The 21210-nt window shown below is 65.0% G+C and carries 17 protein-coding genes; 10 read left to right on the plus strand and 7 right to left on the minus strand.

The genetic code is table 11. The features are described 5' to 3' along the window. Window positions 1-4: 4 nt before the first annotated feature. The 5 genes from GEV01_RS02550 to GEV01_RS02570 form a co-directional block, all read right to left on the minus strand. Window positions 5-1435 (minus strand): circularly permuted type 2 ATP-grasp protein, encoded by a 1431-nt coding sequence (locus GEV01_RS02550; protein ID WP_152801386.1) that lies wholly within the window; start codon window positions 1433-1435, stop codon window positions 5-7. A 75-nt stretch (window positions 1436-1510) separates the two neighbouring features. Then, the gene (locus tag GEV01_RS02555) at window positions 1511-2587 is read right to left on the minus strand and encodes an ABC transporter substrate-binding protein (protein ID WP_152801388.1); all 1077 of its coding nucleotides are present in this window, start codon (window positions 2585-2587) and stop codon (window positions 1511-1513) included. 108 nt (window positions 2588-2695) lie between these two features. Beyond that, window positions 2696-3217 (minus strand): PRC-barrel domain-containing protein, encoded by a 522-nt coding sequence (locus GEV01_RS02560; protein ID WP_070357253.1) that lies wholly within the window; start codon window positions 3215-3217, stop codon window positions 2696-2698. Between the two features lie 140 nt (window positions 3218-3357). Continuing rightward, window positions 3358-4836 (minus strand): GGDEF domain-containing protein, encoded by a 1479-nt coding sequence (locus tag GEV01_RS02565; protein WP_152801390.1) that lies wholly within the window; start codon window positions 4834-4836, stop codon window positions 3358-3360. A 51-nt stretch (window positions 4837-4887) separates the two neighbouring features. Continuing rightward, window positions 4888-6258 (minus strand): short-chain fatty acyl-CoA regulator family protein, encoded by a 1371-nt coding sequence (locus GEV01_RS02570; protein WP_152801392.1) that lies wholly within the window; start codon window positions 6256-6258, stop codon window positions 4888-4890. A 140-nt stretch (window positions 6259-6398) separates the two neighbouring features. On the opposite strand from GEV01_RS02570, the gene GEV01_RS02575 reads away from it, so the two are divergent. Genes GEV01_RS02575 through mmsB form a run of 5 tightly spaced genes read left to right on the plus strand, consistent with a single transcriptional unit; the run spans window position 6399 to window position 11856 of the window. Next, the gene (locus GEV01_RS02575; RefSeq protein ID WP_152801394.1) at window positions 6399-7901 is read left to right on the plus strand and encodes a CoA-acylating methylmalonate-semialdehyde dehydrogenase; all 1503 of its coding nucleotides are present in this window, start codon (window positions 6399-6401) and stop codon (window positions 7899-7901) included. Window positions 7902-7906: 5 nt separating this feature from the next. Continuing rightward, window positions 7907-9067, plus strand: a complete 1161-nt coding sequence (locus tag GEV01_RS02580) for an acyl-CoA dehydrogenase family protein (protein ID WP_152801396.1) — start codon at window positions 7907-7909, stop codon at window positions 9065-9067. Further along, a complete protein-coding gene (locus GEV01_RS02585; RefSeq protein WP_152801398.1) occupies window positions 9064-9849 on the plus strand; it encodes an enoyl-CoA hydratase in 786 nt (261 codons plus the stop codon). Before GEV01_RS02580 ends, GEV01_RS02585 begins: the two co-directional genes overlap by 4 nt. Further along, window positions 9842-10954, plus strand: coding sequence for an enoyl-CoA hydratase/isomerase family protein (locus GEV01_RS02590; protein ID WP_152801400.1), 1113 nt, complete (start codon window positions 9842-9844; stop codon window positions 10952-10954). Before GEV01_RS02585 ends, GEV01_RS02590 begins: the two co-directional genes overlap by 8 nt. A 14-nt stretch (window positions 10955-10968) precedes the next feature. Continuing rightward, window positions 10969-11856 carry a 3-hydroxyisobutyrate dehydrogenase gene (gene mmsB, locus GEV01_RS02595; protein WP_152801403.1) on the plus strand — a complete coding sequence of 296 codons (888 nt, stop codon included), beginning with the start codon at window positions 10969-10971 and terminating at the stop codon, window positions 11854-11856. A gap of 3 nt (window positions 11857-11859) precedes the next feature. Here the strand turns inward: mmsB and GEV01_RS02600 are convergent, their stop codons facing one another. Together GEV01_RS02600 and GEV01_RS02605 are read right to left on the minus strand one after the other, a co-directional pair. Next, window positions 11860-13098: a D-amino acid dehydrogenase gene (locus GEV01_RS02600; RefSeq protein ID WP_152801405.1), complete on the minus strand. Its 1239-nt coding sequence runs from the start codon at window positions 13096-13098 to the stop codon at window positions 11860-11862. Between the two features lie 4 nt (window positions 13099-13102). After that, a complete protein-coding gene (locus GEV01_RS02605) occupies window positions 13103-14371 on the minus strand; it encodes a serine hydrolase domain-containing protein (RefSeq protein ID WP_152801407.1) in 1269 nt (422 codons plus the stop codon). A gap of 149 nt (window positions 14372-14520) precedes the next feature. Between GEV01_RS02605 and GEV01_RS02610 the strand changes: the two genes are divergently transcribed. The 5 genes from GEV01_RS02610 to GEV01_RS02630 all read left to right on the plus strand — a co-directional run bounded on the left by GEV01_RS02610 (window position 14521) and on the right by GEV01_RS02630 (window position 21189). Beyond that, window positions 14521-15405 carry an N-acetylmuramic acid 6-phosphate etherase gene (locus GEV01_RS02610; protein ID WP_152801409.1) on the plus strand — a complete coding sequence of 295 codons (885 nt, stop codon included), beginning with the start codon at window positions 14521-14523 and terminating at the stop codon, window positions 15403-15405. Window positions 15406-15430: 25 nt separating this feature from the next. Beyond that, entirely contained in the window at window positions 15431-16321 is an 891-nt protein-coding gene (locus GEV01_RS02615; protein WP_152801411.1) for a LysR family transcriptional regulator, read from the plus strand. A 195-nt stretch (window positions 16322-16516) separates the two neighbouring features. After that, on the plus strand, window positions 16517-19273 hold the full coding sequence (locus tag GEV01_RS02620; protein ID WP_328595418.1) for a TonB-dependent receptor: 2757 nt from the start codon (window positions 16517-16519) through the stop codon (window positions 19271-19273). After that, window positions 19273-20301, plus strand: a complete 1029-nt coding sequence (locus GEV01_RS02625; RefSeq protein ID WP_152801413.1) for a S66 peptidase family protein — start codon at window positions 19273-19275, stop codon at window positions 20299-20301. Before GEV01_RS02620 ends, GEV01_RS02625 begins: the two co-directional genes overlap by 1 nt. A gap of 75 nt (window positions 20302-20376) precedes the next feature. Then, entirely contained in the window at window positions 20377-21189 is an 813-nt protein-coding gene (locus GEV01_RS02630; RefSeq protein ID WP_152801415.1) for a ferritin-like domain-containing protein, read from the plus strand. Window positions 21190-21210 lie beyond the last annotated feature (21 nt).

The raw sequence follows: 21210 nt of genomic DNA on the forward strand, positions 1-21210 counted from the left end.
CTCCTTAGCGTTCCAAAATCCAGGTATCCTTGGTGCCGCCGCCTTGCGACGAGTTCACCACCAGCGAACCTTCCTGTAGCGCCACGCGGGTCAAGCCGCCCGGCACCATGGAGATGGTCTTGCCCGACAACACAAACGGGCGCAGGTCGATATGGCGCGGCGCGATGCCGTTCTCGACGTAGGTGGGGCAGGCCGACAACGCCAGCGTCGGCTGGGCGATGTAGCCGTCCGGCCGGGCCAGCAGGCGCTGGCGGAAGTCTTCGATCTGCTGTTTGCTCGAAGCAGGCCCGACCAGCATGCCGTAGCCGCCCGCGCCATGCACCTCCTTGACCACCAGCTCCGGCAGATGAGCCAGCGTGTAGGCCAGATCCTCTTTCTTGCGGCATTGATAGGTCGGCACATTGTTCAGCACCGGCTCCTCGCACAGATAAAACTTGATCATGTCCGGCACAAAAGGGTAGATCGACTTGTCGTCCGCCACGCCGGTGCCGATGGCGTTGGCCAGCGTGACGCGGCCGGCGCGATACACCGACAGCAGCCCAGGCACACCCAGCGAGGAATCCGACCTGAACGCCAGCGGATCGAGGAAATCGTCGTCCAGCCGGCGATAAATCACATCCACTCGCTTGGGGCCGCGCGTGGTCCGCATGAACACCGTGTTATCGCTGACAAACAAGTCCTTGCCCTCGACCAGTTCCACGCCCATCTGCTGCGCCAGGAAGGCGTGCTCGAAGTAGGCCGAGTTGTACATGCCCGGCGTCATCACCACCACGGTCGGGTCGTTGATGCCCATGGGCGCGACCGAGCGCAGGTTATCGAGCAACAAATCGGGGTAGTGGTCGACCGGAGCGATCTTGTTGCGGGCGAACAGTTCGGGGAACAGCCGCATCATCATCTTGCGGTCTTCAAGCATGTAGGAAACGCCGGACGGCACCCGCAGATTATCTTCCAGCACGTAGAACTCGCCCTGGCCGGCGCGCACGATGTCGACCCCGGCGATGTGCGCATAGATATCCGACACCACCTTGATGCCCTGCATCTCCGGCCGGTACTGCGCGTTTCTGTAGATCTGCTCGGCTGGGATGATGCCCGCCTTGATGATGTTCTGGTCGTGATAGATATCGTGGATGAACATGTTCAGCGCGCGGACGCGCTGCACCAGCCCGGCCTGCAGCTGCTTCCACTCGGCCGCCGGAATGATGCGCGGTATCGTATCGAAGGGGATCAGGCGCTCGGTGCCCGCATCGTCGCCGTACACGGCGAAGGTGATGCCGACCCGGCGGAAGGTCAGGTCGGCCTCGGCGCGCTTGCGCTCGATGGTCTCGGCCGGCTGGCGCTGCAGCCAGCCGCAAAACTCGCGGTAGTGTTCGCGGACCTCGGCGCTGGCATGGTGGGCCAGGCCGTCGGCGGTCATTTCGTTGAAGAAGTTAGCCATGTCGGACATTCCCTGTTGAACACGTTTAACTTCTATCAAGAAACGTGCCAGACGAAATGCCCGGTTTTGGTGCGCTTATTTGGCCAGGTCGATCTGCCAGAAGCCGCTGCTGGTCTCGGTCTTGCGGGCGGCCATGGCCGGTGGCAGGCTCACGTTCAGCGCCGCCATGCGGGCCGGGTCGACCATCACCGTCGGTGTCTCCTGGCGCAGGATGGGCATCACGTCCGGCTTGGTGTGGCGCTGCAGGATCTTGGCGGCCTGGTTGCCGGCCAGCCGGCCGACCTGGGTGAAGTCCGCGCCCACGTACAGCGCCGCACCGGGTACGCGCACCATCGCCAGCGTCACCACCGGCACCTTGTTCTCGATGCCAAATTCGCCCAGGTCGATGGCCGCCTCGTAGCGGTGCAGGCCGTAGTAGGTGTCCAGCGGCACGGCGAACATCTCGACGCCGCGGCCGGCGCCATACAGTTCCTTCAGCGATGGCGCGATATGGTCGGTCTTGTTCACCAGCCGCGCGCTGACATCCAGGCCGAGCGGCTTGCCGTTGCGCGCCGCCGCCGCCACGTTGGCCACGCCGTTCTCGTCGTCGGTGTGCACCATGCCGATGCGGCGCACATTGGGAAACACATCCTTGACCAGCTTCAGCGAGTCCGACATGTCGGTGTACAGGGTGGAGCCAGTCACGCCTTCGCCGGCGTCGACCAGCGACACACAGCCCGCATCCTCGGGATTGGCTACCGCCGTGAATACCAGCGGAATATGCGCATCGGCCAGCATGCCGCGCGCGTACTTGGTGGCCGGCGTGCCGATGGTCAGCACCAGGTCCGGCTTGGCGTTGACGATGCGGCCGGTCTCCTGGCGGATGCGCAGCAGCACGCCCAGCTTGCTCCAGAAGCCGCCTTTTTCGACGTCGAAATCGATCGCCACGCGGTTAATGCTCAGGTTCTTGCCGGCCACCAGGCCGCTTGTTTGCAGCGATTTGAGGAAGCCGTTATAGGCTTCCTGATAGGGTTCGATATCCGTCACCTGCAGCACTTCGACCTTGAAGACGCGGGTATCGTCCATGGTTTCCGGCGGCAGCGGTTCAAACGCGAGGGAGTTGCCGGCACACAGGGCCAGCGCGAGCAGGGGAATGGCGAGGGATTTTTGCATGGTCGGTCTAATTGCTGTCAATGCAACAATTAGACCAGAGATGCCCGCCAGGCATGTTTGCTATCGCATGCCTTGACGAGCCAATGTGCGCGTTCTGTGGGCCAGTTGCTACAGGTTGCCGCTGCCGCTGCCGGGTTTGGAGCTGCTGCCGCTGTAGCCCGGATCGCTTTGCAGGCTGCCGCTGCTGCTGCCCATCACGCTGCCGCTGGCGGTGCGGGCGCCCGGCACGTTCTGCTGGGTGCCATAGAAGTCGTGGATCTGGGTGCTGAACTCGGTGCTGGCCATGTCCGGCCAGTTATCCTTGTTGAAGCCTGGCGCATTTTTCAGGTGGTCCTTCGAGACGTCCAGCAGGAAGCGCTTGTTGGCGGTGTCCAGCTGCAATGCCTGCCATGGCACGGCGAACAGCTTGTCGCCCATGCCCAGCCAGCCGCCGAAGGACAGCACCGCATAGGCGACCTGGCCATGGCGCATGTCCAGCATGATTTCCTTGATGTCGCCCAGGTCTTCGTCCTGGTGGTTGTAGACGTCCTCGCCGATCAGCGTGTCGGCGCCCATCAGGCGGGGGCCGGGGCCGCTGTTGTCCGAGGTGTCGCTGTAAATGCCATACGTATCGCGGTCTAGGTAGCTCATGGTGGTCTCCAGATGGTGAGTAAGGTCCCGCATTCGGTAACGCGGTGACAGGACTCATCATGCTTGGAGCGTTGCGGTACAGGTATAGGTGCGCGTGCGGTGTCGGTGTAGGACAGTGCTGAGTTCCTGGGGAACCAAACTCAGGCGGCCACAGCAGCCGGCGACACCACCCGGTTGCGGCCTTCGCGCTTGGCCTGGTAGAGGGCGCTGTCGCTGCGCTCTATCCACGCGTCATGGCTGCTTTCCTCCGCGTCGAACAAGGCGATGCCGACGCTGACCGTGAAGTGGAAGGCACCATGCTCGCTCGGCACGGGGATGGCCGCCACGGTGGTGCGCAGCCGTTCGGCAAAGGTATAGGCGCCCTCGGCATCGGCCTGTGGCAGGATGATGAGGAACTCTTCGCCGCCATATCGGCAGGCGCTGTCGATCTCGCGCGACAGGGCGCGGATCTCCGACGCCAGGATGCGGATCGCCTCGTCGCCGGTCGGATGGCCGTGGCGATCGTTGATCTGCTTGAAATGGTCGATGTCTATCATCACCAGCGCCGCCTGCAGCCCCAGCCGCTGGGCGCGCTGCCACTCGGAGGCGATGCGCTCGTCCGCCACGCGGCGGTTGTGCAGGCCGGTCAGGCTGTCGGTGCCGGCCAGCAGGTACAGCCGCTGGTTGGCATGGCGCAGGTCGCTCAGCAGCTTGTTGGTCAGCGTCTGCCAGTGGATGAACATGTGGTAGCCGAAGACGGCGATGAACACGATGATCAGCGCAAACACCCAGTAGAAAGCCCAGGTCGTATCTCGGGCCACCTCCAGCGAGCGCGCCAACGCCGCAGGAATGCCGGCCGCCTGCACCTGCAGCAGATTGTCAGCCAGTTTCAGCGTCACGAAACCGTAGACCAGCACGCCGATGGCGACGCAGCCCAGCAGCCGCAGCACCGAACCGCGCGGATCGGCGCCGGCATCGGCCAGCAATTGCGGCCGCGCCTGCTGCCAATGCTCCAGGCGCGGCCACAGCACGGCCATCACCGGCGCACACAGAAACACGCTTTGCAGAAAGGCGCCCAGCCACCAGCCTTGCCAGATCGGCAGCAGGGCGGTCGAATCGATACGGTTGGTATAGCACCAGACCAGCGCGCCGCTGGAGCTGAAGATGGAAGCCACAAACGACAGCTGCACGTAAAACAGCATCGCGCCGATACTGGTCAGATTGCGGCTGATGGCGATCGCGCGGTAGCCCAGGCCCATGACGGCGAAGCCGAGCGGGTTGGCGGCGCTGAACATCAGCGCCCACGGCCACGGCATGCCGCCGTACAGGGCCAGCGTCAAGGTCGCAAGATAGGCGGGAATCGCGCCCCACCACCAGCCGCAGGTCAGCGTCCACAGCAGGCAGATCACCAGCGGTGGGTAGACGGTGATGTAGAGCTCGGTCCCGCCCAGCTCCAGCGGCAGGCCGGACCATTTGTAGATCACGGAAGCCAGCCCCAGCCCGATACTGGCGGCCAGCGACGCCAGCCACAAGGCTGTGATGGTCAGTTGTTCGCGCCGATTACCGTGGCGGAACAGCCGCCGCACCGACACCGCGCGCGCCATCTGTGGAAGCTCAGTGGATGGCTGGGTATTTCTCATGGGGAAATCCTAGTTGCATACAGGATTGTACCGCGAGGCAATGTCCATTTGCTACGTTAGACGGGAGATAGCAGCTTTCTGTCGCAAAATGGAGGGAAAAGCGCGTTGCGGGCAGTCATTGCGCTCGCAAACCTTACATCCGTTGCCGATCGGCGTGGCGACATCGGGATTGGCCAGGTCCAGGCCCTTGGCGTAGACCATGCGATGCGCCTGGCTGATATCGCAACCCAGGGCGATGGCGAATGACTTGCCCGGCGCCATAAATCCGGCCGGGCCGCTGCTGACCTGGCGCGCGATCCACAGATGCGTGCTGCCGTCGGGCATGCGGGCGACCTGGCGCAGCACCTGACCAGGCAGGCTGAACGCCTCGTACACCACCCACAGCGGACAAGTGCCGCCCGCGCGGGAGAAGTGGAAAGCCGCCGCCGACTGCCGCTTGGAGATATTCCCGGCCCGGTCCACGCGCACGAAGAACACCGGCAAGCCGGCAAAACCCGGCCGCTGCATTGTGCTGAGCCGATGGCAAACCGCCTCGAAACCCACGCCAAACTGTCCGGCCAGCAGCTCGATATCGTAGGCGCAGGCCTCGGCCGCCTGTAGAAAGCGCCGGTAGGGCAGGCGCACCGCCCCGGCAAAATAGTTGGACAGGGCCAGCCGTGCGCCGTCGCGCGTGGCGTCGCTGGAAAAGGACGCGGCCTGCACCAGCGACTCGATCACACCCGGCAGTTCAAGCAGCCCCAACTGCGCCGCCATTTGAAACGCCCGCTGGCTTTCGCTGATCGTATCGGGCAGCCACAGCAGTTTTTGGACGGCGTCGTAGCGGCGTCGTTCCAGCGAAGGGCCAGACTGGTGCGAGGCCAGCACTGTCACGCCATGCCGCTCCGCCAGCCTTTGCTGCAAGGCGGCCGCGCTGGCGTCGACGATCAGCTCCGCAGCCTGGTCCAGTTCATCGATATAGTTTTGACGCTGGTTCAGATAGTCGCGCACTTCCTCGTCGATCGAGGGCGGGGCCACACTGATGCCGCGATTGCCGTCGTCAAACTGCGATTCCAGCGCCGCCGCCCGCTCGGCGGCCATGCGGTAGCGGCTCTGCAACTGCACCACGGCGCGGGCCACGCCCGGCATATTCTCCACCAGCGTCTTCAGCTCCGCCAGCGAGGTATCGGCGTCCGGCAGTTCGCTGAAGGCGTCGCGCAAGTCCGCCACCAGTCCGGCGCTGTCATGCTCCGAGAAAATCTGCGGATCGACGCCCAGCACCGCGCCCACCCGCAACAGGATGGATACGGTCAACGGCCGCTGGTTGCGTTCGATCTGGTTCAGATAGCTCGGCGAGATATCGAGCATCTTGGCCAGCGCGGCCTGGGTCAGCTTGCGCTCCTCCCGCAGGCGTTGCAAGCGCACGCCCATGAATACCTTAGACATCTTCGCAACCTTCGCAATTTTTCGGCAAAGACTTCGCAATTCCTCGCATTTTTACGTCTTTACGCAGGTTTTTAATAAGCGAATAATGCAAATAATTAGCAAATAAAGCAAGCTTTCGATAAACCACGAGGAGACCGACGATGACACAAGCTGTTCCTACCGTACCCCTGCTGATCAATGGCGAATGGGTCGAATCCCGCACCACCGTCTGGCGCGACGTCGTCAACCCGGCCACCCAGGAAGTGCTTGCGCGGGTGCCATTCGCCACCGCCGAGGAAGTCGCCCAAGCCGTCTCGTCCGGCCAGCGCGCCTTCAAAACCTGGCGCAAGACGCCGATCGGCGCGCGCGCCCGCATCTTCCTCAAGTACCAGCAGCTGATCCGCGAAAACATGGCCGACCTGGCCGCCACGCTTACCGCCGAACAGGGCAAGACCCTGCTGGACGCTGAAGGCGATGTCTTCCGTGGCCTGGAGGTGGTCGAACACGCCGCCAACATCGGCAGCCTGCAAATGGGCGAGTTCGCGCAGAACGTGGCCGGCGGCGTCGACACCTACAGCGTGCTGCAACCGCTGGGCGTGTGCGCCGGCATCACCCCGTTCAACTTCCCGGCCATGATCCCGCTGTGGATGTTCCCGATGGCCATCGCCTGCGGCAACACCTTCGTGCTGAAACCGTCGGAGCAGGATCCGCTGGTGACGGTCAAGCTGGTGAAGCTGGCGCTGGAAGCCGGCATCCCGGCCGGCGTGCTCAACGTGGTGCATGGCGGCGAGGACGTGGTCAACGCCCTGTGCGACCATCCCGATATCCGCGCCGTTTCCTTCGTCGGCTCCAGCCATGTGGGCAAGCATGTGTACCAGCGCGCTACGCTGGCCGGCAAGCGCGCCCAGTGCATGATGGGCGCCAAGAACCACGCCGTCGTGCTGCCGGACGCCAACAAGGAACAAACCCTGAACCAGCTGCTCGGCGCAGGCTTCGGCGCCGCCGGCCAGCGCTGCATGGCGGCCTCGGTCGCCGTGCTGGTGGGCGAGGCCCGCGCATGGCTGCCGGAGCTGGTGGAAAAAGCCGCCGCGCTGTCGGTCGGCGCCGGCAAGGACAATCCGGATCTCGGTCCCGTCATCTCCTGCGCCGCCAAGGAGCGCGTGCTGGCGCTGGTCGCCAAAGGACTGGAGCAGGGCGCCACGCTGGCGCTGGACGGCCGCAACGTCCAGGTTGACGGCTACCCGAAAGGCAACTTCATCGCACCGACCATCCTGTCCGGCGTCAAGCCAGGCATGGCCGTGTACGATCAGGAGATCTTCGGCCCGGTGCTGATCGTGGTCGAGGCCGATACGCTGGACGAGGCCATCGACCTGGTCAACGCCAACCCCAACGGCAACGGCACCGCGCTGTTCACGCAAAGTGGCGCAGCGGCGCGCAAGTTCCAGGAAGACATCGACGTCGGCCAGGTCGGCATCAACGTGCCGATTCCGGTGCCGGTGCCGCTGTTCAGCTTTACCGGTTCGCGCGGCTCCAAGCTGGGCGACCTGGGGCCGTACGGCAAGCAGGTGGTGCTGTTCTACACCCAGACCCAGACCATCACCCAACGCTGGTTCGCGGACGCGGCGTCGGTCGGGCAAGTCAACACCACCATCAGCCTGAAGTAACGATCATGGACTTCGCGCTCAACGAAGAGCAGCGGGCATTCCAGCAGGCGGCGCGCGAGTTTGCCGAGGGCGAGCTCACGCCCAACGCCGCCCGCTGGGATGCCGACGGCTACTTCAGCCGCGACGCGCTCGCCAAGGCAGGCGAACTGGGCTTCTGCGGACTGTACACGCCGCAGCACCTGGGCGGACTGGGCTTGTCGCGGCTGGAGGCGGCCATCATCTTCGAGGAACTGGCCGCTGGCTGCACCTCCACCACCGCCTATCTGTCGATCCACAACATGGCGACCTGGATGGTGGCGCGCTGGGGCAGCCAGGCCCTGTGCGAGCAATGGGTGCCGCGCTTGGCGAGCGGCCTGGCGCTGGCCAGCTACTGCCTGACCGAAGCCCAGGCCGGTTCGGACGCGGCATCGCTGCGCACCCGCGCCGAACTCCAGGGCGAGCGTTACGTGCTCAACGGCAGCAAGGCCTTCATCTCGGGCGCCGGCAGCACTGATTTGCTGGTGGTGATGGCACGCACCGGCATCGACGGCGCCTCCGGCATCTCCGCCTTCGCGGTCCCGGCCGATACGCCGGGCATCAGCTTCGGCAAGAACGAAGAGAAGATGGGCTGGAAAAGCCAGCCCACCTGCGCCATCCACTTCGACAACGTCGTCGTCCCGGCCGCCAACCTGCTGGGCGAGGAAGGCCAGGGCTTTGCGATCGCGATGAAGGGGCTGGACGGCGGCCGCATCAACATCGCCGCCTGCTCGGTCGGCACGGCGCAGGCGGCGCTGGCGCGGGCCTGCAGCTACATCAAGGAACGCATCCAGTTCGGCCGCGAGCTGGCGCAGTTCCAGGCGCTGCAGTTCAAGCTGGCCGACATGGTGACGGAACTGGTGGCCGCGCGCCAGATGGTGCGGCTGGCCGCCTGGAAGCTGGACCATGAAAGCCCGGACGCCAGCGTCTACTGCGCCATGGCCAAGCGCTTCGCCACCGACGCCGGCTTCACCGTCGCCAACGAAGCGCTGCAACTGCATGGCGGCTATGGCTACATCCGCGAGTATCCGCTGGAGCGCCATGTGCGCGACACGCGGGTGCATCAAATTCTTGAAGGTACTAACGAAATCATGCGTCTCATCATCAGCAGGGCCATCCTGCGCGAGGGCGCCACGGAGAATATCAATTGAATAAAACCTACGCAAACCTGCAAGTGGAACGGCGCCAGCACACGGCCGTGGTAACGCTCGACAACCCGCCAGCCCACACGTGGACGCTGGACAGCCTGTCAGCATTGGCCGAACTGGTCGCCGACCTGAACAACGAACGCGACATCTACGCGCTGGTCATCACCGGCGGCGGTGCCAAGTTCTTCTCGGCCGGCGCCGACCTGAAACTGTTTGCCGACGGCGACAAGGCCGTGGCGCGCGCCATGGCGCAACGCTTCGGCGCGGCGTTCGAAGCGCTGTCCGGCTTCCGTGGCGTCAGCATTGCCGCCATCAACGGCTACGCCATGGGCGGCGGCCTGGAGTGCGCGCTGGCTTGCGATATCCGCATCGCGGAAGAGCACGCGCAGATGGCCTTGCCGGAAGCGGCGGTCGGCCTGCTGCCTTGCGCCGGCGGCTCGCAACTGCTGTCGTGGCTGGTCGGCGAAGGCTGGGCCAAGCGCATGATCTTGTGCGGCGAGCGCATTGATGCGCAGCGCGCCTTGGCCATTGGCCTGGTTGAAGAAGTTGTCGCCAGCGGCACCGCGCTGGACGCGGCGCTGGCCCTGGCCGAAAAATCCTGGCGCCAGAGCCCGAGCAGCGTCACGGCCTGCAAAGCGTTGATCCAGGGCGCGCGCAGCTTGCCGCCGCAGCACCTGCTGCCGCAGGAGCGCGAGCGCTTCGTCGATCTGTTCGACACGCAGGACCAGAAAGAGGGCGTGCAAGCCTTCCTCGAAAAACGTGCCGCACGGTGGCGCAATGCGTGAATCGGCCAATCTCGACTACGCACCGGCCGTATTGCTGGAAACCCGTGGCGCCGTCGGCATCATCACGCTGAACTCGCCGGCCAACCTGCATGCGTTGACGCTGAACATCATCCGCATGATCTACCAGGCCCTGCGGGACTGGGCCGAGGATGACGGGATCGCCTGCGTGGTGCTGCAATCGAATACCGACAAGGCCTTCTGCGCCGGCGGCGACGTGCGCACGCTGCGCAACGCCATCCTGGCCGAGCCCAGCGCCATGCCCAATCAGCTGGCGCAGTCCTTCTTCAGCGAAGAGTACCGGCTCGACTACCTGATCCACACCTACCCGAAACCGCTGGTGGTATGGGGCGGCGGCATCGTCATGGGCGGCGGACTGGGCTTGCTGGCGGGCGCCAGCCACCGCGTCGTCACGCCGACCACGCGCATCGCCATGCCGGAGATCACCATCGGCCTGTTCCCGGATGTCGGCGGCAGCTGGTTCCTGCCGCGCATGCCGGGCCGCAGCGGCTTGTTCCTCGGTCTGACCGGCGCCGCGCTGAACGCGCATGACGCGCTGTTCACCGGCCTCGGCGACTACTTCCTGCCGCAGGAACAACGCGAGGCGACCATCGCCGCGCTGGCCGCCGCCGAATGGCAGGGCGACGCCAGCGGCGTGGTGGACCGCGTGCTACGCTCGCTGAGCTTGGCCACTGACGCGCTTCCGGTATCGGAAGTGCGCCAGAACTGGGATACCATCAATACCTTGACCGCCGGCCGCGAACTGGGCGAAGTGGTGGCCGCCATCACCGCTTATCAGGGCGATGTGGTCTGGTTGCAGCGCGCTGCGGCCTCCCTGGCGAAGGGCGCGCCATCGTCGGCGGCGCTGGTGTGGGAGCTGCAAAAACGTAGTCGCCACCTGAGCCTGGCGGACGTGTTCAGGATGGAACTGGTGGTCGCCCTGCAATGCTGCGCCCATCCGGACTTCCCGGAAGGCGTGCGCGCACTGCTGGTGGACAAGGACAACGCCCCGCAATGGTCGCCGCGCACGCTGGACGAAGCGCTTGCCGTCGTGGACGAATTTTTCCAGGCTCCCGGCCCGCAGCATCCGCTGGCCGACCTGAACTAAAACAAGGAGACAATATGCATATCGCTTTTATCGGACTGGGCAATATGGGTGCACCGATGGCGCACAACCTGCTGCGCGCGGGCCGCACCGTGTCGGTCTTCGATTTGTCGGCGGCAGCCATGGAGAGCCTGCACAGCGCCGGCGCGCGGGCCGCATCATCCGCGCTGGCCGCAGTGCGCGAGGCGGACGTGGTCGTTACCATGCTGCCGGCGGACCGCCACGTTCGCGAACTGTACCTTGGCGAGCAGGGCATCCTGGCGCACGCCACCGGCAACGCCCTGTTCATCGATTGCAGCACCATCGCCGCCGATGCCGCGCGCGAAGTAGCCGCAGCAGCAGCCGAGCGCGGCCTGGCGATGATCGATGCACCGGTGTCGGGCGGCACGGCCGGCGCAGCCGCCGGCACGCTGACCTTCATCGTCGGCGGCGAGACGGCCGCGCTGGAACGCGCCCGTCCCGTGCTGGAACAGATGGGCAAGAACATCTTCCACGCAGGCGGCCCCGGCGCAGGGCAAGTCGCCAAGATCTGCAACAACATGCTTCTGGGGATACTGATGGCCGGCACCTCGGAAGCGTTGAACCTGGGCGTCGCTCACGGTCTCGATCCGAAGGTGCTATCGGAGATCATGGCAAAAAGCTCGGGCCGCAACTGGGCGCTGGAGTTGTACAACCCGTGGCCGGGCGTGATGGACAACGTGCCGGCCTCGCGCGACTATGCGGGCGGCTTCGGCAGCTCGCTGATGTTGAAAGATCTGGGCCTGGCGCAGCAAGCCGCGCAATCGGCGCAGGCGGTCACGCCGCTGGGCAGCCTGGCACGTCAGCTGTATCAACTGCACACGCAGCAGGGCCATGGACAGCAAGACTTCTCCAGCATCCTGCGCCTGTTCCAGCAAAAGTCCTGATCGTCACCGGCGCAGCGTCAGCCCATCCAGTGCGATGGGTGCGGCAGCACCGCGCAGCATGCCGGCCAGCAGGCTGGCGGTGCCGCACGCAAAGGTGAAACCCAGCGGGCCGTGGCCGACATTCAGCCACAGATTATCGTAACGGGTCGCACCGATGATGGGCGCGCTGCTCGGCGTGGCGGGACGCAAACCTGCCCACGCCTCGGTGCGGTCGTAGTCGGCCGCGTCAGGCATGGCTTCCTTAGCCAGCCGCACCAGGCTTTGCACGCGGCGCCGGTCGATGCGGTTGTCCGCGCCCACCATGTCCACCATCGCCGCCATCCGCAATTGCTCGCCGATGCGCGCGTACAGCACTTTGCGTTCGAAGTCCGTCACGCTGATCGCCGGCGCCACGTCATGCGCGCGGATGGGCGCGCTCAGGCTGTAGCCTTTGAGCGGATACAGCGGCAGATAGATGCCCGCCGTGGCCGCCAGGTCGCGGCTTTGTATGCCGGCCGCCAGCACGAACTGGTCCGCGCGCAGCGGGCCGGACGTCGTATCCAGTCCCGTCACCTTGCCCCCCTCGGTCCGTAATGCCGTCACATCGCGATGCATCACGCCGGCAAAGTTGCGGTGCGTTTGCAAGCGCCGCGCCAGCTCCACACAGAAGGCATGGCAATCCGCCACCGCCTCGCCGGCATTGAAGATGCCGCCCGCCAGATCACCTTGCAGCGCCGATAGCGCGGGCTCGCGCATGACTGCGCCCGCGGCCGTCAGCACCTCGGCATCGTTGGCGGCCAGCTTGGCGGCGCGCTCGAACTGGTGCGCGCTGCGGTAGACCACCAGCTTGCCCGCATCGCGCCAGCCGAACTCGGACAAGGGCAGGTGCAGCGACAGCTCGCGCATCGCCTGGCGGCTGTGTTCGCCCAGTTGCAGCAGCGTGGCTGTGGTGCGCCGGTTGGCGCCAGCATTGCAGTTGCGCAGAAACTGAGCCAGCCAGCGCCATTGCCGCATATCCGCCTCCGGCCGAAAGCGCAGCGGGCCATCAGGCTGAACCAGCCAATGCAGCGCCTTCAGCGGCACGCCCGCATCGGCCAGCGGCGCCACGTAGCGGTAGCTGAGCTGGCCGCCGTTGCGGAAGCTCGCCATGCTGCCGACTCCGGCCTCGCGCTCGACCAGCGTCACGCGATAACCGGCCTCAGCCAGCCACCACGCCGAGGTCAGACCCACCACGCCGCCGCCGATGACGATGATCTCGCTCATGGTCTCACTGGCCGAGTATCGCGCGGCGATACAGCGCCGTCAGGATGCGCTCTTCGCTGCGGGTCATCGCCGAATAGCGGCCGGGATTCCGTTCCGGATCGGCGCCCGTGCCGCCGATCAGCGACACCATGCCGTTGCCGCGCTCCAGGTCGACAACGAAGGTGGAGATCAAACCATAAGCCTCGCCCAGATGCCCGGCCGCGCTGAACCCGCCGCCTTCGACCAGGCTGCCGTCGCCGAAACGCTGGCTGCCCAAGCCCCAGCTTTGATACAGGCCGCGATACGTATCGCCGTTGCCGCCGTCGTACTTCCACTGCTGGCTGAACATCAGCGCCACCGATTCCGCTTGCAGGATCTGCCGCCCCTGATGCTGGCCATGATGGATCAGCATCAGCATGATCTTGCCCATGTCGGAGGCAGAGATGCGCAGACCGCCCGTCGGGCTGAACAGCGTGCCGTTGCTGCCGATGACGTAGTTGCCGATGTTTGCGGGCGCGGCAGGAGGGCGCGCGCTGTAGTCGTCCACCTGCGCAATCCAGGGTCCGTCGGGATTCCAGCGTTCTGTGTCGATGGTGCGCTTGCGGTACAGCGTCGCCACATCGTCGATCTCGGCGGTGGAAAATTCGGCGGGGTTGTAGCCGCCGCGCAGGCCCATCGGCTCCAGCAGCAGCCGTTTCATCAGCCGGTCGAAACGCTCGCCGCTGACTTTTTCCATGATGGTGCCGATCACGCCCCAGTTCAGGTTGGTGTACGTGAAATACGCGCCCGGCCCGGCGTTGCTGGCCCACACGCCGGCCTCGCCGCCGGTCAGCTTGTCGCGGATGGCGACCTCGGCGCCCCAGAAATAGCCGGCCTCATCGCGTAGCGACGAAGTATGCGTGAGCAGCATGCGCAAGGTAATGGCCTGCTCCGGGAAATGCGGATTGCGCAGCGGATAGCCGAGATACTCGCCCACATCCGTATCCAGCGCCAGCCTGTGCTGCTCCACCAGCTTCATCAAGCCGAAAGTGGTCATCATCTTGGAGATCGATGCGATGCGGTACAGCGTGTCCGCCGTGGCCGGCGCGGCATGGACACCGATGCGGCGCCGGCCGGTTTGATACTGGTACTGCACCTTGCCGCCGCGCACAGCCAGCACCGACAGGCTCGCCAGCGGCATCGCCGGGTCGGCCGCGATGGCCGCCAGTTCCTGGTCCAGCGTAGCGGCCAGGCCGCCACCGCTGACGCCCGCCATCAGCAACATCCCCATCAAGGCCTGCATTTCACGTTTCATGTTGGCCCTCTTGTTCTCAATGGAAGCAAGAATACTGTGGGTGACGGACAGTCGCCAATGAAAACCGGCTCTTGCCGTATAACTTTTCGGAATGCCCTCCCGGCAAGCTTTCATGGCTGCGCGCCGAGCTTCGAGATTACACTGGCTACATGCTCAATACCGAAACCCCCAGCCAGGAACATGCCGGCCTGGACCAGTATCCGGTTGCCGAACTGGTCGATACGCTGATCGCCGACCAGTTCAACGCCATCGCCGCGGTCCAGGCGGCGGCGCCGTCCATTACCGCAGCGGTGGATGCGGCCGCACCGCGCATCGCGGCCGGCGGCCGCCTGATCTACGTCGGCGCCGGTACATCCGGCCGGCTCGGCGTGCTGGACGGCGTGGAGCTGCATCCAACCTTCTCCTGGCCGCATGAGCGCGCGTTGTCGCTGCTGGCCGGCGGCAAGGGCGCCATGTTCAAGGCTGTGGAGGGCGCCGAGGACGACAGCAAACAGGGCTTCCTGGACCTGGCCGCCTTGCTGCCGCAAGCGAACGATGTGGTCCTGCTGCTGGCCGCTTCCGGCAGCACGCCCTATGTGCTGGGCGCGCTGGACGCGGCCCGCACCGCCGGCGCGCTCACCATCGGCATTGCCAACAACCCCGACGCGCCAGTCGCCATGCGGGCAGAGCTCGGCATCACGCTGGACACCGGGCCGGAGGTGATCTCCGGCAGCACCCGTTTGAAGGCCGGCACTTCGCAGAAGATCGCGCTCAACACCATCTCCAGCGCCATCATGGTCCGACTCAACAAGGTCTACGGCAATCTGATGGTCGACATGAAGGCCACCAACGCCAAGCTGGTGCGCCGCGCCGTGGCCTTGACCCGGCACGCCACCGGCGCCGACGAGGCCAGCGCCCATTTCGTGCTGGAGCAGTGCGACTTTCACGTCAAGGTGGCGATCGTGGTGCTGAAATGCCAGGTGCCGATCGCGCGGGCCCGAGCCTTGCTCGCGCAAGCGGAAGGCAGCGTCCGGGCGGCACTCCTGCTACAGTAGCGCATCGTCATAGCGAAAGAGGAAGATGCGGCTGCGTCACATTGAAGTTTTCCACGCGATCATGCAAGTTGGCACCATCAGCGGCGCCGCCCAGGTGCTGCACATCTCGCAACCGGCCGTCACCAAGGTGCTGCAGCACTGCGAGCTGCAACTGGGCATGCCGCTGTTCGAACGCGTGCGCGGCAAGTTGTACCCGAAGCCGGAGGCGCATCGCCTGTTCGCCGAGACCGAGAAACTCAACCGCGACCTGCAAGGCATACGCCGCCTGGCGGCCAGCCTCAAGGGCCGTACAGTGGAAACCATCCGGCTGGTCTCGACACCGACCGTGGCCGCCAGCGTGCTGCCGCAAGCGATGAGCAACTGGCGCCGCGCCTTCGCCGACACCCGCTGCGAACTGGCGACCCACCACACCAGCGAAATCGTCAACACATTGCGCCTGGGCGAGGCCGACTTGGGCCTGTCGCTGCAGGACCCGCGCCATCCCGGCATCGTCGCCGAGCCCATCGCGCAGGGCGTGATGACGGTGATCGCGCCGCCTGGCCGCTGGTCCGCCGCGCAAGAGACACAGCCATTCTCCGCACCGCAGCTGGAAGGTGAACTGATAGGCTACGCCGACAACGACCCGCTCGGCGACCTGGTGCTGGCCGCCTGCGAAGCGCAGGGCATACAGCCGCATTTCCACACTGTAGTGCAGACTTACCAGATCGCCCGTTCGCTGGTGGAAACCGGCGGCGGCATGGCGGTGGTGGATCCGTTCACGGCGGCCTCCGGACGCGGCCGCCTGCAAAGCCGGCCATGGGCGCCGGAAATCCCGATCCAGCTTTACCTCCTCACGCCGGCCCACGCGCCGTTGTCCCACGGCGCCAGCCAGCTGGCCCGCAGCATCGCCGATGCCGCCCGCGCCTTGCTCGGCTAGTCTTTATTCCCGAGAAATGTGTCATAAATGATACAAGTGCCATTCCTGAAACCTCCGGTCACTGGCATGCTGCGGGTAAGAGTGCCACTTCATTACCAAAAGTTATGGCCGCAAAAGCTATTTTCATTGGCTGGCGAATGAAGCAAGGCGCTAATCTGAACAGATAACTAGTCAGATTCACCACAGGGAGAGACCGTGAAGGTTAAAAAACTGGCGCATATGATTGCGCTGATGGGCGTGTTCGTCCCGGCTGCGGGTACCGTGTTCGCGCAGGAAGTCATGCAGCGCGTGGAAATTACCGGCAGTAGCATCAAGCGTCTGGCGAAGGAGGGCGCTTTGCCGGTCCAGGTGATCGGCTTCGACACCATCGAGAAATCCGGCATCACCAGCACAGAGCAGCTGATACGCAGCCTGTCCGCCAACGGCACCGGCGCCGACAATATGACCTCGGGGAATAACGTCTTCGGCGCCGATGCAGACCGCGTCAGCGGCGGCGCATCGTATGCCTCGCTGCGCGGGCTGGGACCGAACAGCACACTGGTGCTGCTCAACGGCCGCCGCATCGCCACCTTCGGCGCCAGCGCCAAGGCGGTCGACCTGAACGCGATCCCGTTGGGCGCTATCCAGCGCGTGGAGATCCTCAAGGACGGCGCCTCGGCCATCTACGGCACCGACGCCATCGGCGGGGTCATCAACTTCATCCTGCGCACCGATTATCACGGCTTCGAGGCTTCGCTCAACGACAACTTCACCCAGCACGGCGGTGGCGCGACGCGCAGGCTGTCTCTGCTGGGCGGCATCGGCTCCCTGGAGAAAGAGGGCTATAACGTCATGGGCAGCGTCACCTATGACAACAACGAAAAGCTCAGCTCGCACGACCGCGCGTTTGCCAACGGCTTCCAGCCCGCACGCGGCCTGTCGCCGGACACCACCGGCACGCCATACGCCACGCAACTGAGCGGCGCCGGCACGGCGCTGGGCGCGGGCTTCAAGGTGCCGGGCGACAGCACCACTTATCTGCAAGCGAATGCCCTGAGCTTGCAGGGCAAGTGCGATTCCATCCCCGGCATGTCGCAGTACCAGACCGCACTGTGGAAGGACGTCACCGCCGCCACGCGCAGCACCTATTCCTGCGCCTACGATTACGGCGCCGACTACATCATCGCCTTCCCGGTCGAACGCCTGAATGCGGTATCGCGGGGCACGCTCAAGCTCAACGCCGATCATAAACTGTTCGTCGAAGCGCTGTATGGCCACACCAAGGCCACCGCGCAATTGACGCCGGTGCAGATCCAGACTTCGCTGGCGGCCGGCAACGCCTATCCGGTGGGCGGCGCCTACTACCAGGACTTGTCGGCCCTGATCCCGAGCTTCGACAAGACCAAGCCCATCATCTACAAGTGGCGGGCCAATCCCTGGGGCTACCGCACCCAGGAAAACGTCACCGACAATGCGCGCCTGCTGATCGGCGCCGAGGGCGTACTGTTCGGCAAATGGGATTACCGCACCGGGCTGTCGCACGGCGAGAGCACCACCAAGACCGCGCTGCTCGACGGCTACGGCTACACCAGCAAGATCTACTCGGCGCTGGGCGGCGGCAAGATCAACCCGTGGCTGAGCGCCGGCCAGACGCAGACGCAGGAAGCCATGGACTTGATCGAGTCGACCAAGTTCCGCGGCGCCTTCCAGCACGGTAAAACCAGCTTGACGCAACTGGATGGCAACCTGTCCGGCGAAGTCTGGCAACTGCCATCGGGCCCGCTGTCGATGGCGGTGGGCTTCGATCTGCGCCGCGAAGGCTACGACTTCGGGCAAGACGTGGACGCCACGCAGATCCTGCTGTCGCCGGGGAACGCCGCGCTGAACAACGCCAGCCGCAACATCAAGGCGGTCTACACCGAATTGATCGTGCCCATCACCAAGGAGCTGGAAACCCAGCTGGCCTTGCGCCGCGATCACTACAGCGTATTCGGTTCGACCACCAATCCCAAGATCTCGTTCCGCTACCAGCCGAACAACGTGCTGCTGTTCCGTGGTTCGGCCAACAAGGGCTTCCTGGCGCCGAGCTTTACGCAACTGTATTCCGGCCGCTTGTCGCAAGAGCTGCCGAACGGCACCATCGATCCGATCTTCTGCCCGCAGCATCCCGGCGATCCGGCATTCTGCGCGATTGCTCGCCTGCCGTACTTCAGCGGCGGCAATCCCGGCCTGAAGCCGGAAACCTCGAAGCAGGGCAGCCTGGGCATGGTGATCGAACCGGTGCGCGGCTATTCCGCATCGATCGACTACTGGGCGATCAACTCGCAGAACCGCATCCTCAACCGCACGCCGCAGATCGTGCTGGCCAACGCGGCGCTGCTGTCGCAGAACATCGTCCGCAACCCGGACAACACGATTGCGTATGTCGATGCAGGCTGGATCAACGCGGCCGGCACCAAGACGCGTGGCGCCGACCTCAGCCTGCGCGGCGAAGGCAAGATCGACAGCTACAAGTGGGCGGTCAACCTCGACGGTACTTACACGCAGAGCTTCAAGTTCGCCGAGATCGAAGGCCAGCCGTACAAGGAATACGTCGGCAACTTCTACACCCGCGACCTGTACTTGCGCTGGAAGCACAACGCCAGCATCAGCCTGTCGCGCGGCGACTGGAGCGGCATGCTGATCCAGAACTACAGCTCCGGCTACAAGGACCAGCTGCCCAACGCCGGCAAGTCCGCGCCGCCCGCCGGCTTCAATCCGGACGTGAAGGCCTACACCAAGTACGATCTGTCGGCCACGTACACCGGCTTCAAGAACGTCACGATCACGCTGGGCATCCAGAACCTGCTCGATACCGATCCGCCGTTCACCGCGCATAATGTGGATGAAGTGGTGGGCGCGGGCTGGGATCCACGGGTGGCCGATCCACGCGGACGTTCGCTGAATATCCTGCTCAAGTACAAGTTCCTGTAATGCCGGGAGCCTACAGCCGGCGGCAGTTCGGCAACGCGCTGGCCGCCGTGCTGGGGGCGGGCGCCTTGCCTGCCGCCGCCGCGCCCGTGGGGAGGAAGAACATGCAATTGATTAAGCCAGCGCGCTTGCGAGAAGGCGATCTGGTCGGCCTGATCGCGCCAGGCGGCCATACCAATGATGCGGCGTTGGCGCAGGCGGTCAGCAATATCGAATCGCTGGGTCTGCGGGTGCGGCTGGGCGATAACATCAACTACGTCTACGGCAATTACGGCGGCACGGTCGAGCAGCGGATGGCGGATCTGCATGCGATGTTCCTGGATCCCGAGGTCAAGGCGGTGTGGACGGTTCGCGGTGGCTCCGGCTGCATCTCCTTGCTGGAGCATATCGACTACCGGCTGATCCGCGCCCATCCCAAAGTGCTGATCGGCTATTCGGATATCACCTGCCTGCATCTGGCGTTGCTCAGGAAGGCGGGGCTGGTGACGTTTCACGGCCCAGTGGGCTCGTCCACTTTTTCGGAATACTCGGTGGCACAGATGCGCAGCGTGCTGATGGCGCCGCAAGACAACTACACCATCGCCATGTGCGCAGACAACCCACCGCCGCGCACCGTGCACGATGGCGTGGCGACCGGGCGGCTCATCGGCGGCAACCTGTCGCTGGTCAGCGCGCTGGCCGGCACGCCCTATGCGGCGGACTTCAAAGACTGCATCCTGTATCTGGAAGAAGTCAACGAAGAACCATACCGCATCGACCGCATGATGACGCAGCTACAGCTAAGCCAAGGCTACCGCAACGCCGCAGCCGTTGTGCTGGGCATCTTCGAAAACTGCGAAGGCGCCGACGGCGAAAGCGCGCTATCGCTGGACGACACCATCGACCAGCACCTGCTACCGCTGACTCGACCAGCGGTGGCAGGCTATTCCTTCGGCCATATCCGCAACCAGTTCACCATCCCCGTCGGCCTGCGCGCAAGGCTGGACACGCAGCTGCAAACGCTGACCTTGCTTGAAGCCTCAGTAATGTAGACTTATCCGCAATTGATGAGACCGTCGACTGCTGACCGTATATACTGCGTCCTTTTTTCAGGTTCAAGGAAAGCCATGTCCAGCCCCACCGAGTTGCGTGCCTACGCGTTGCATTGCCTGCTGGAGAGCGATCCCGGCGCCAAAGTGGCTGCCGTCGCGGCCATGGCGGCGGCGTCGCAAGCCGGGCAGTGCGGGTTGGACCCTGCCGCAGCGCTCCAGGCACACGGCGCCATCCCCGGCCGCCCGGACAAGCCGGAACTGGTGCCGCCGCTGTCGGTGGGCCGCCGCTCGATGGCCACGGTGGAAGGCCGCGCCATGCTGATCCACGCGCTGGCCCATATCGAATTCAACGCCGTCAACCTGGCCCTCGATGCACTGTGGCGCTTCCCCGATCTGCCGATGGAGTACTACATCGACTGGCTGCGCGTGTCGGCCGAGGAGGCCACGCACTTCGCCATGCTGGCCGCCCACCTGCAAACGCTGGGCTACAGCTACGGCGACTTCCCGGCCCACGACAGCCTGTGGGAAATGGTCGGCAAGACCACGGAAGACGTGCTGGCCCGCATGGCGCTGGTGCCGCGCACGCTGGAAGCGCGCGGCCTGGATGCGATCCCGCCGCTGCGCGCCAAGCTGGCCCAGGCCGGCGACCGCGAGGCGGCGGCCATCCTGGACATCATCCTGCGCGACGAGGTCGGCCACGTGGAGATCGGCAACCGCTGGTACAACTACCTGTGCCAGCAACGCGGCCTGGAACCGCGCGCCACCTACGCCGAGCTGGCGGTGCGCTACAAGGCGCCAACGCCGCGCGGCCCGTTCAACGTCGAAGCCCGCCTGAAAGCCGGATTCAGCGAGGCGGAAGTGCGCGCCCTGCATGGCGAAACGAGCTAAAAACCGCAACCACCGGTGCTT

This window comes from Rugamonas rivuli, assembly GCF_009380165.1.
Classification (GTDB): Bacteria; Pseudomonadota; Gammaproteobacteria; order Burkholderiales; family Burkholderiaceae_D; genus Rugamonas; species Rugamonas rivuli.

Coding starts and splice junctions, on each gene's coding strand:
- GEV01_RS02605 (WP_152801407.1), bottom strand. CDS start 14,371: ATGAAACGTGAAATGCAGGCCTTGATGGGGATGTTGCTGATGGCGGGC.
- GEV01_RS02575 (WP_152801394.1), top strand. CDS start 6,399: ATGACACAAGCTGTTCCTACCGTACCCCTGCTGATCAATGGCGAATGG.
- GEV01_RS02570 (WP_152801392.1), bottom strand. CDS start 6,258: ATGTCTAAGGTATTCATGGGCGTGCGCTTGCAACGCCTGCGGGAGGAG.
- GEV01_RS02610 (WP_152801409.1), top strand. CDS start 14,521: ATGCTCAATACCGAAACCCCCAGCCAGGAACATGCCGGCCTGGACCAG.
- GEV01_RS02600 (WP_152801405.1), bottom strand. CDS start 13,098: ATGAGCGAGATCATCGTCATCGGCGGCGGCGTGGTGGGTCTGACCTCG.
- GEV01_RS02590 (WP_152801400.1), top strand. CDS start 9,842: ATGCGTGAATCGGCCAATCTCGACTACGCACCGGCCGTATTGCTGGAA.
- GEV01_RS02550 (WP_152801386.1), bottom strand. CDS start 1,435: ATGGCTAACTTCTTCAACGAAATGACCGCCGACGGCCTGGCCCACCAT.
- GEV01_RS02555 (WP_152801388.1), bottom strand. CDS start 2,587: ATGCAAAAATCCCTCGCCATTCCCCTGCTCGCGCTGGCCCTGTGTGCC.
- GEV01_RS02560 (WP_070357253.1), bottom strand. CDS start 3,217: ATGAGCTACCTAGACCGCGATACGTATGGCATTTACAGCGACACCTCG.
- GEV01_RS02630 (WP_152801415.1), top strand. CDS start 20,377: ATGTCCAGCCCCACCGAGTTGCGTGCCTACGCGTTGCATTGCCTGCTG.
- GEV01_RS02615 (WP_152801411.1), top strand. CDS start 15,431: ATGCGGCTGCGTCACATTGAAGTTTTCCACGCGATCATGCAAGTTGGC.
- GEV01_RS02580 (WP_152801396.1), top strand. CDS start 7,907: ATGGACTTCGCGCTCAACGAAGAGCAGCGGGCATTCCAGCAGGCGGCG.
- mmsB (WP_152801403.1), top strand. CDS start 10,969: ATGCATATCGCTTTTATCGGACTGGGCAATATGGGTGCACCGATGGCG.
- GEV01_RS02625 (WP_152801413.1), top strand. CDS start 19,273: ATGCCGGGAGCCTACAGCCGGCGGCAGTTCGGCAACGCGCTGGCCGCC.
- GEV01_RS02565 (WP_152801390.1), bottom strand. CDS start 4,836: ATGAGAAATACCCAGCCATCCACTGAGCTTCCACAGATGGCGCGCGCG.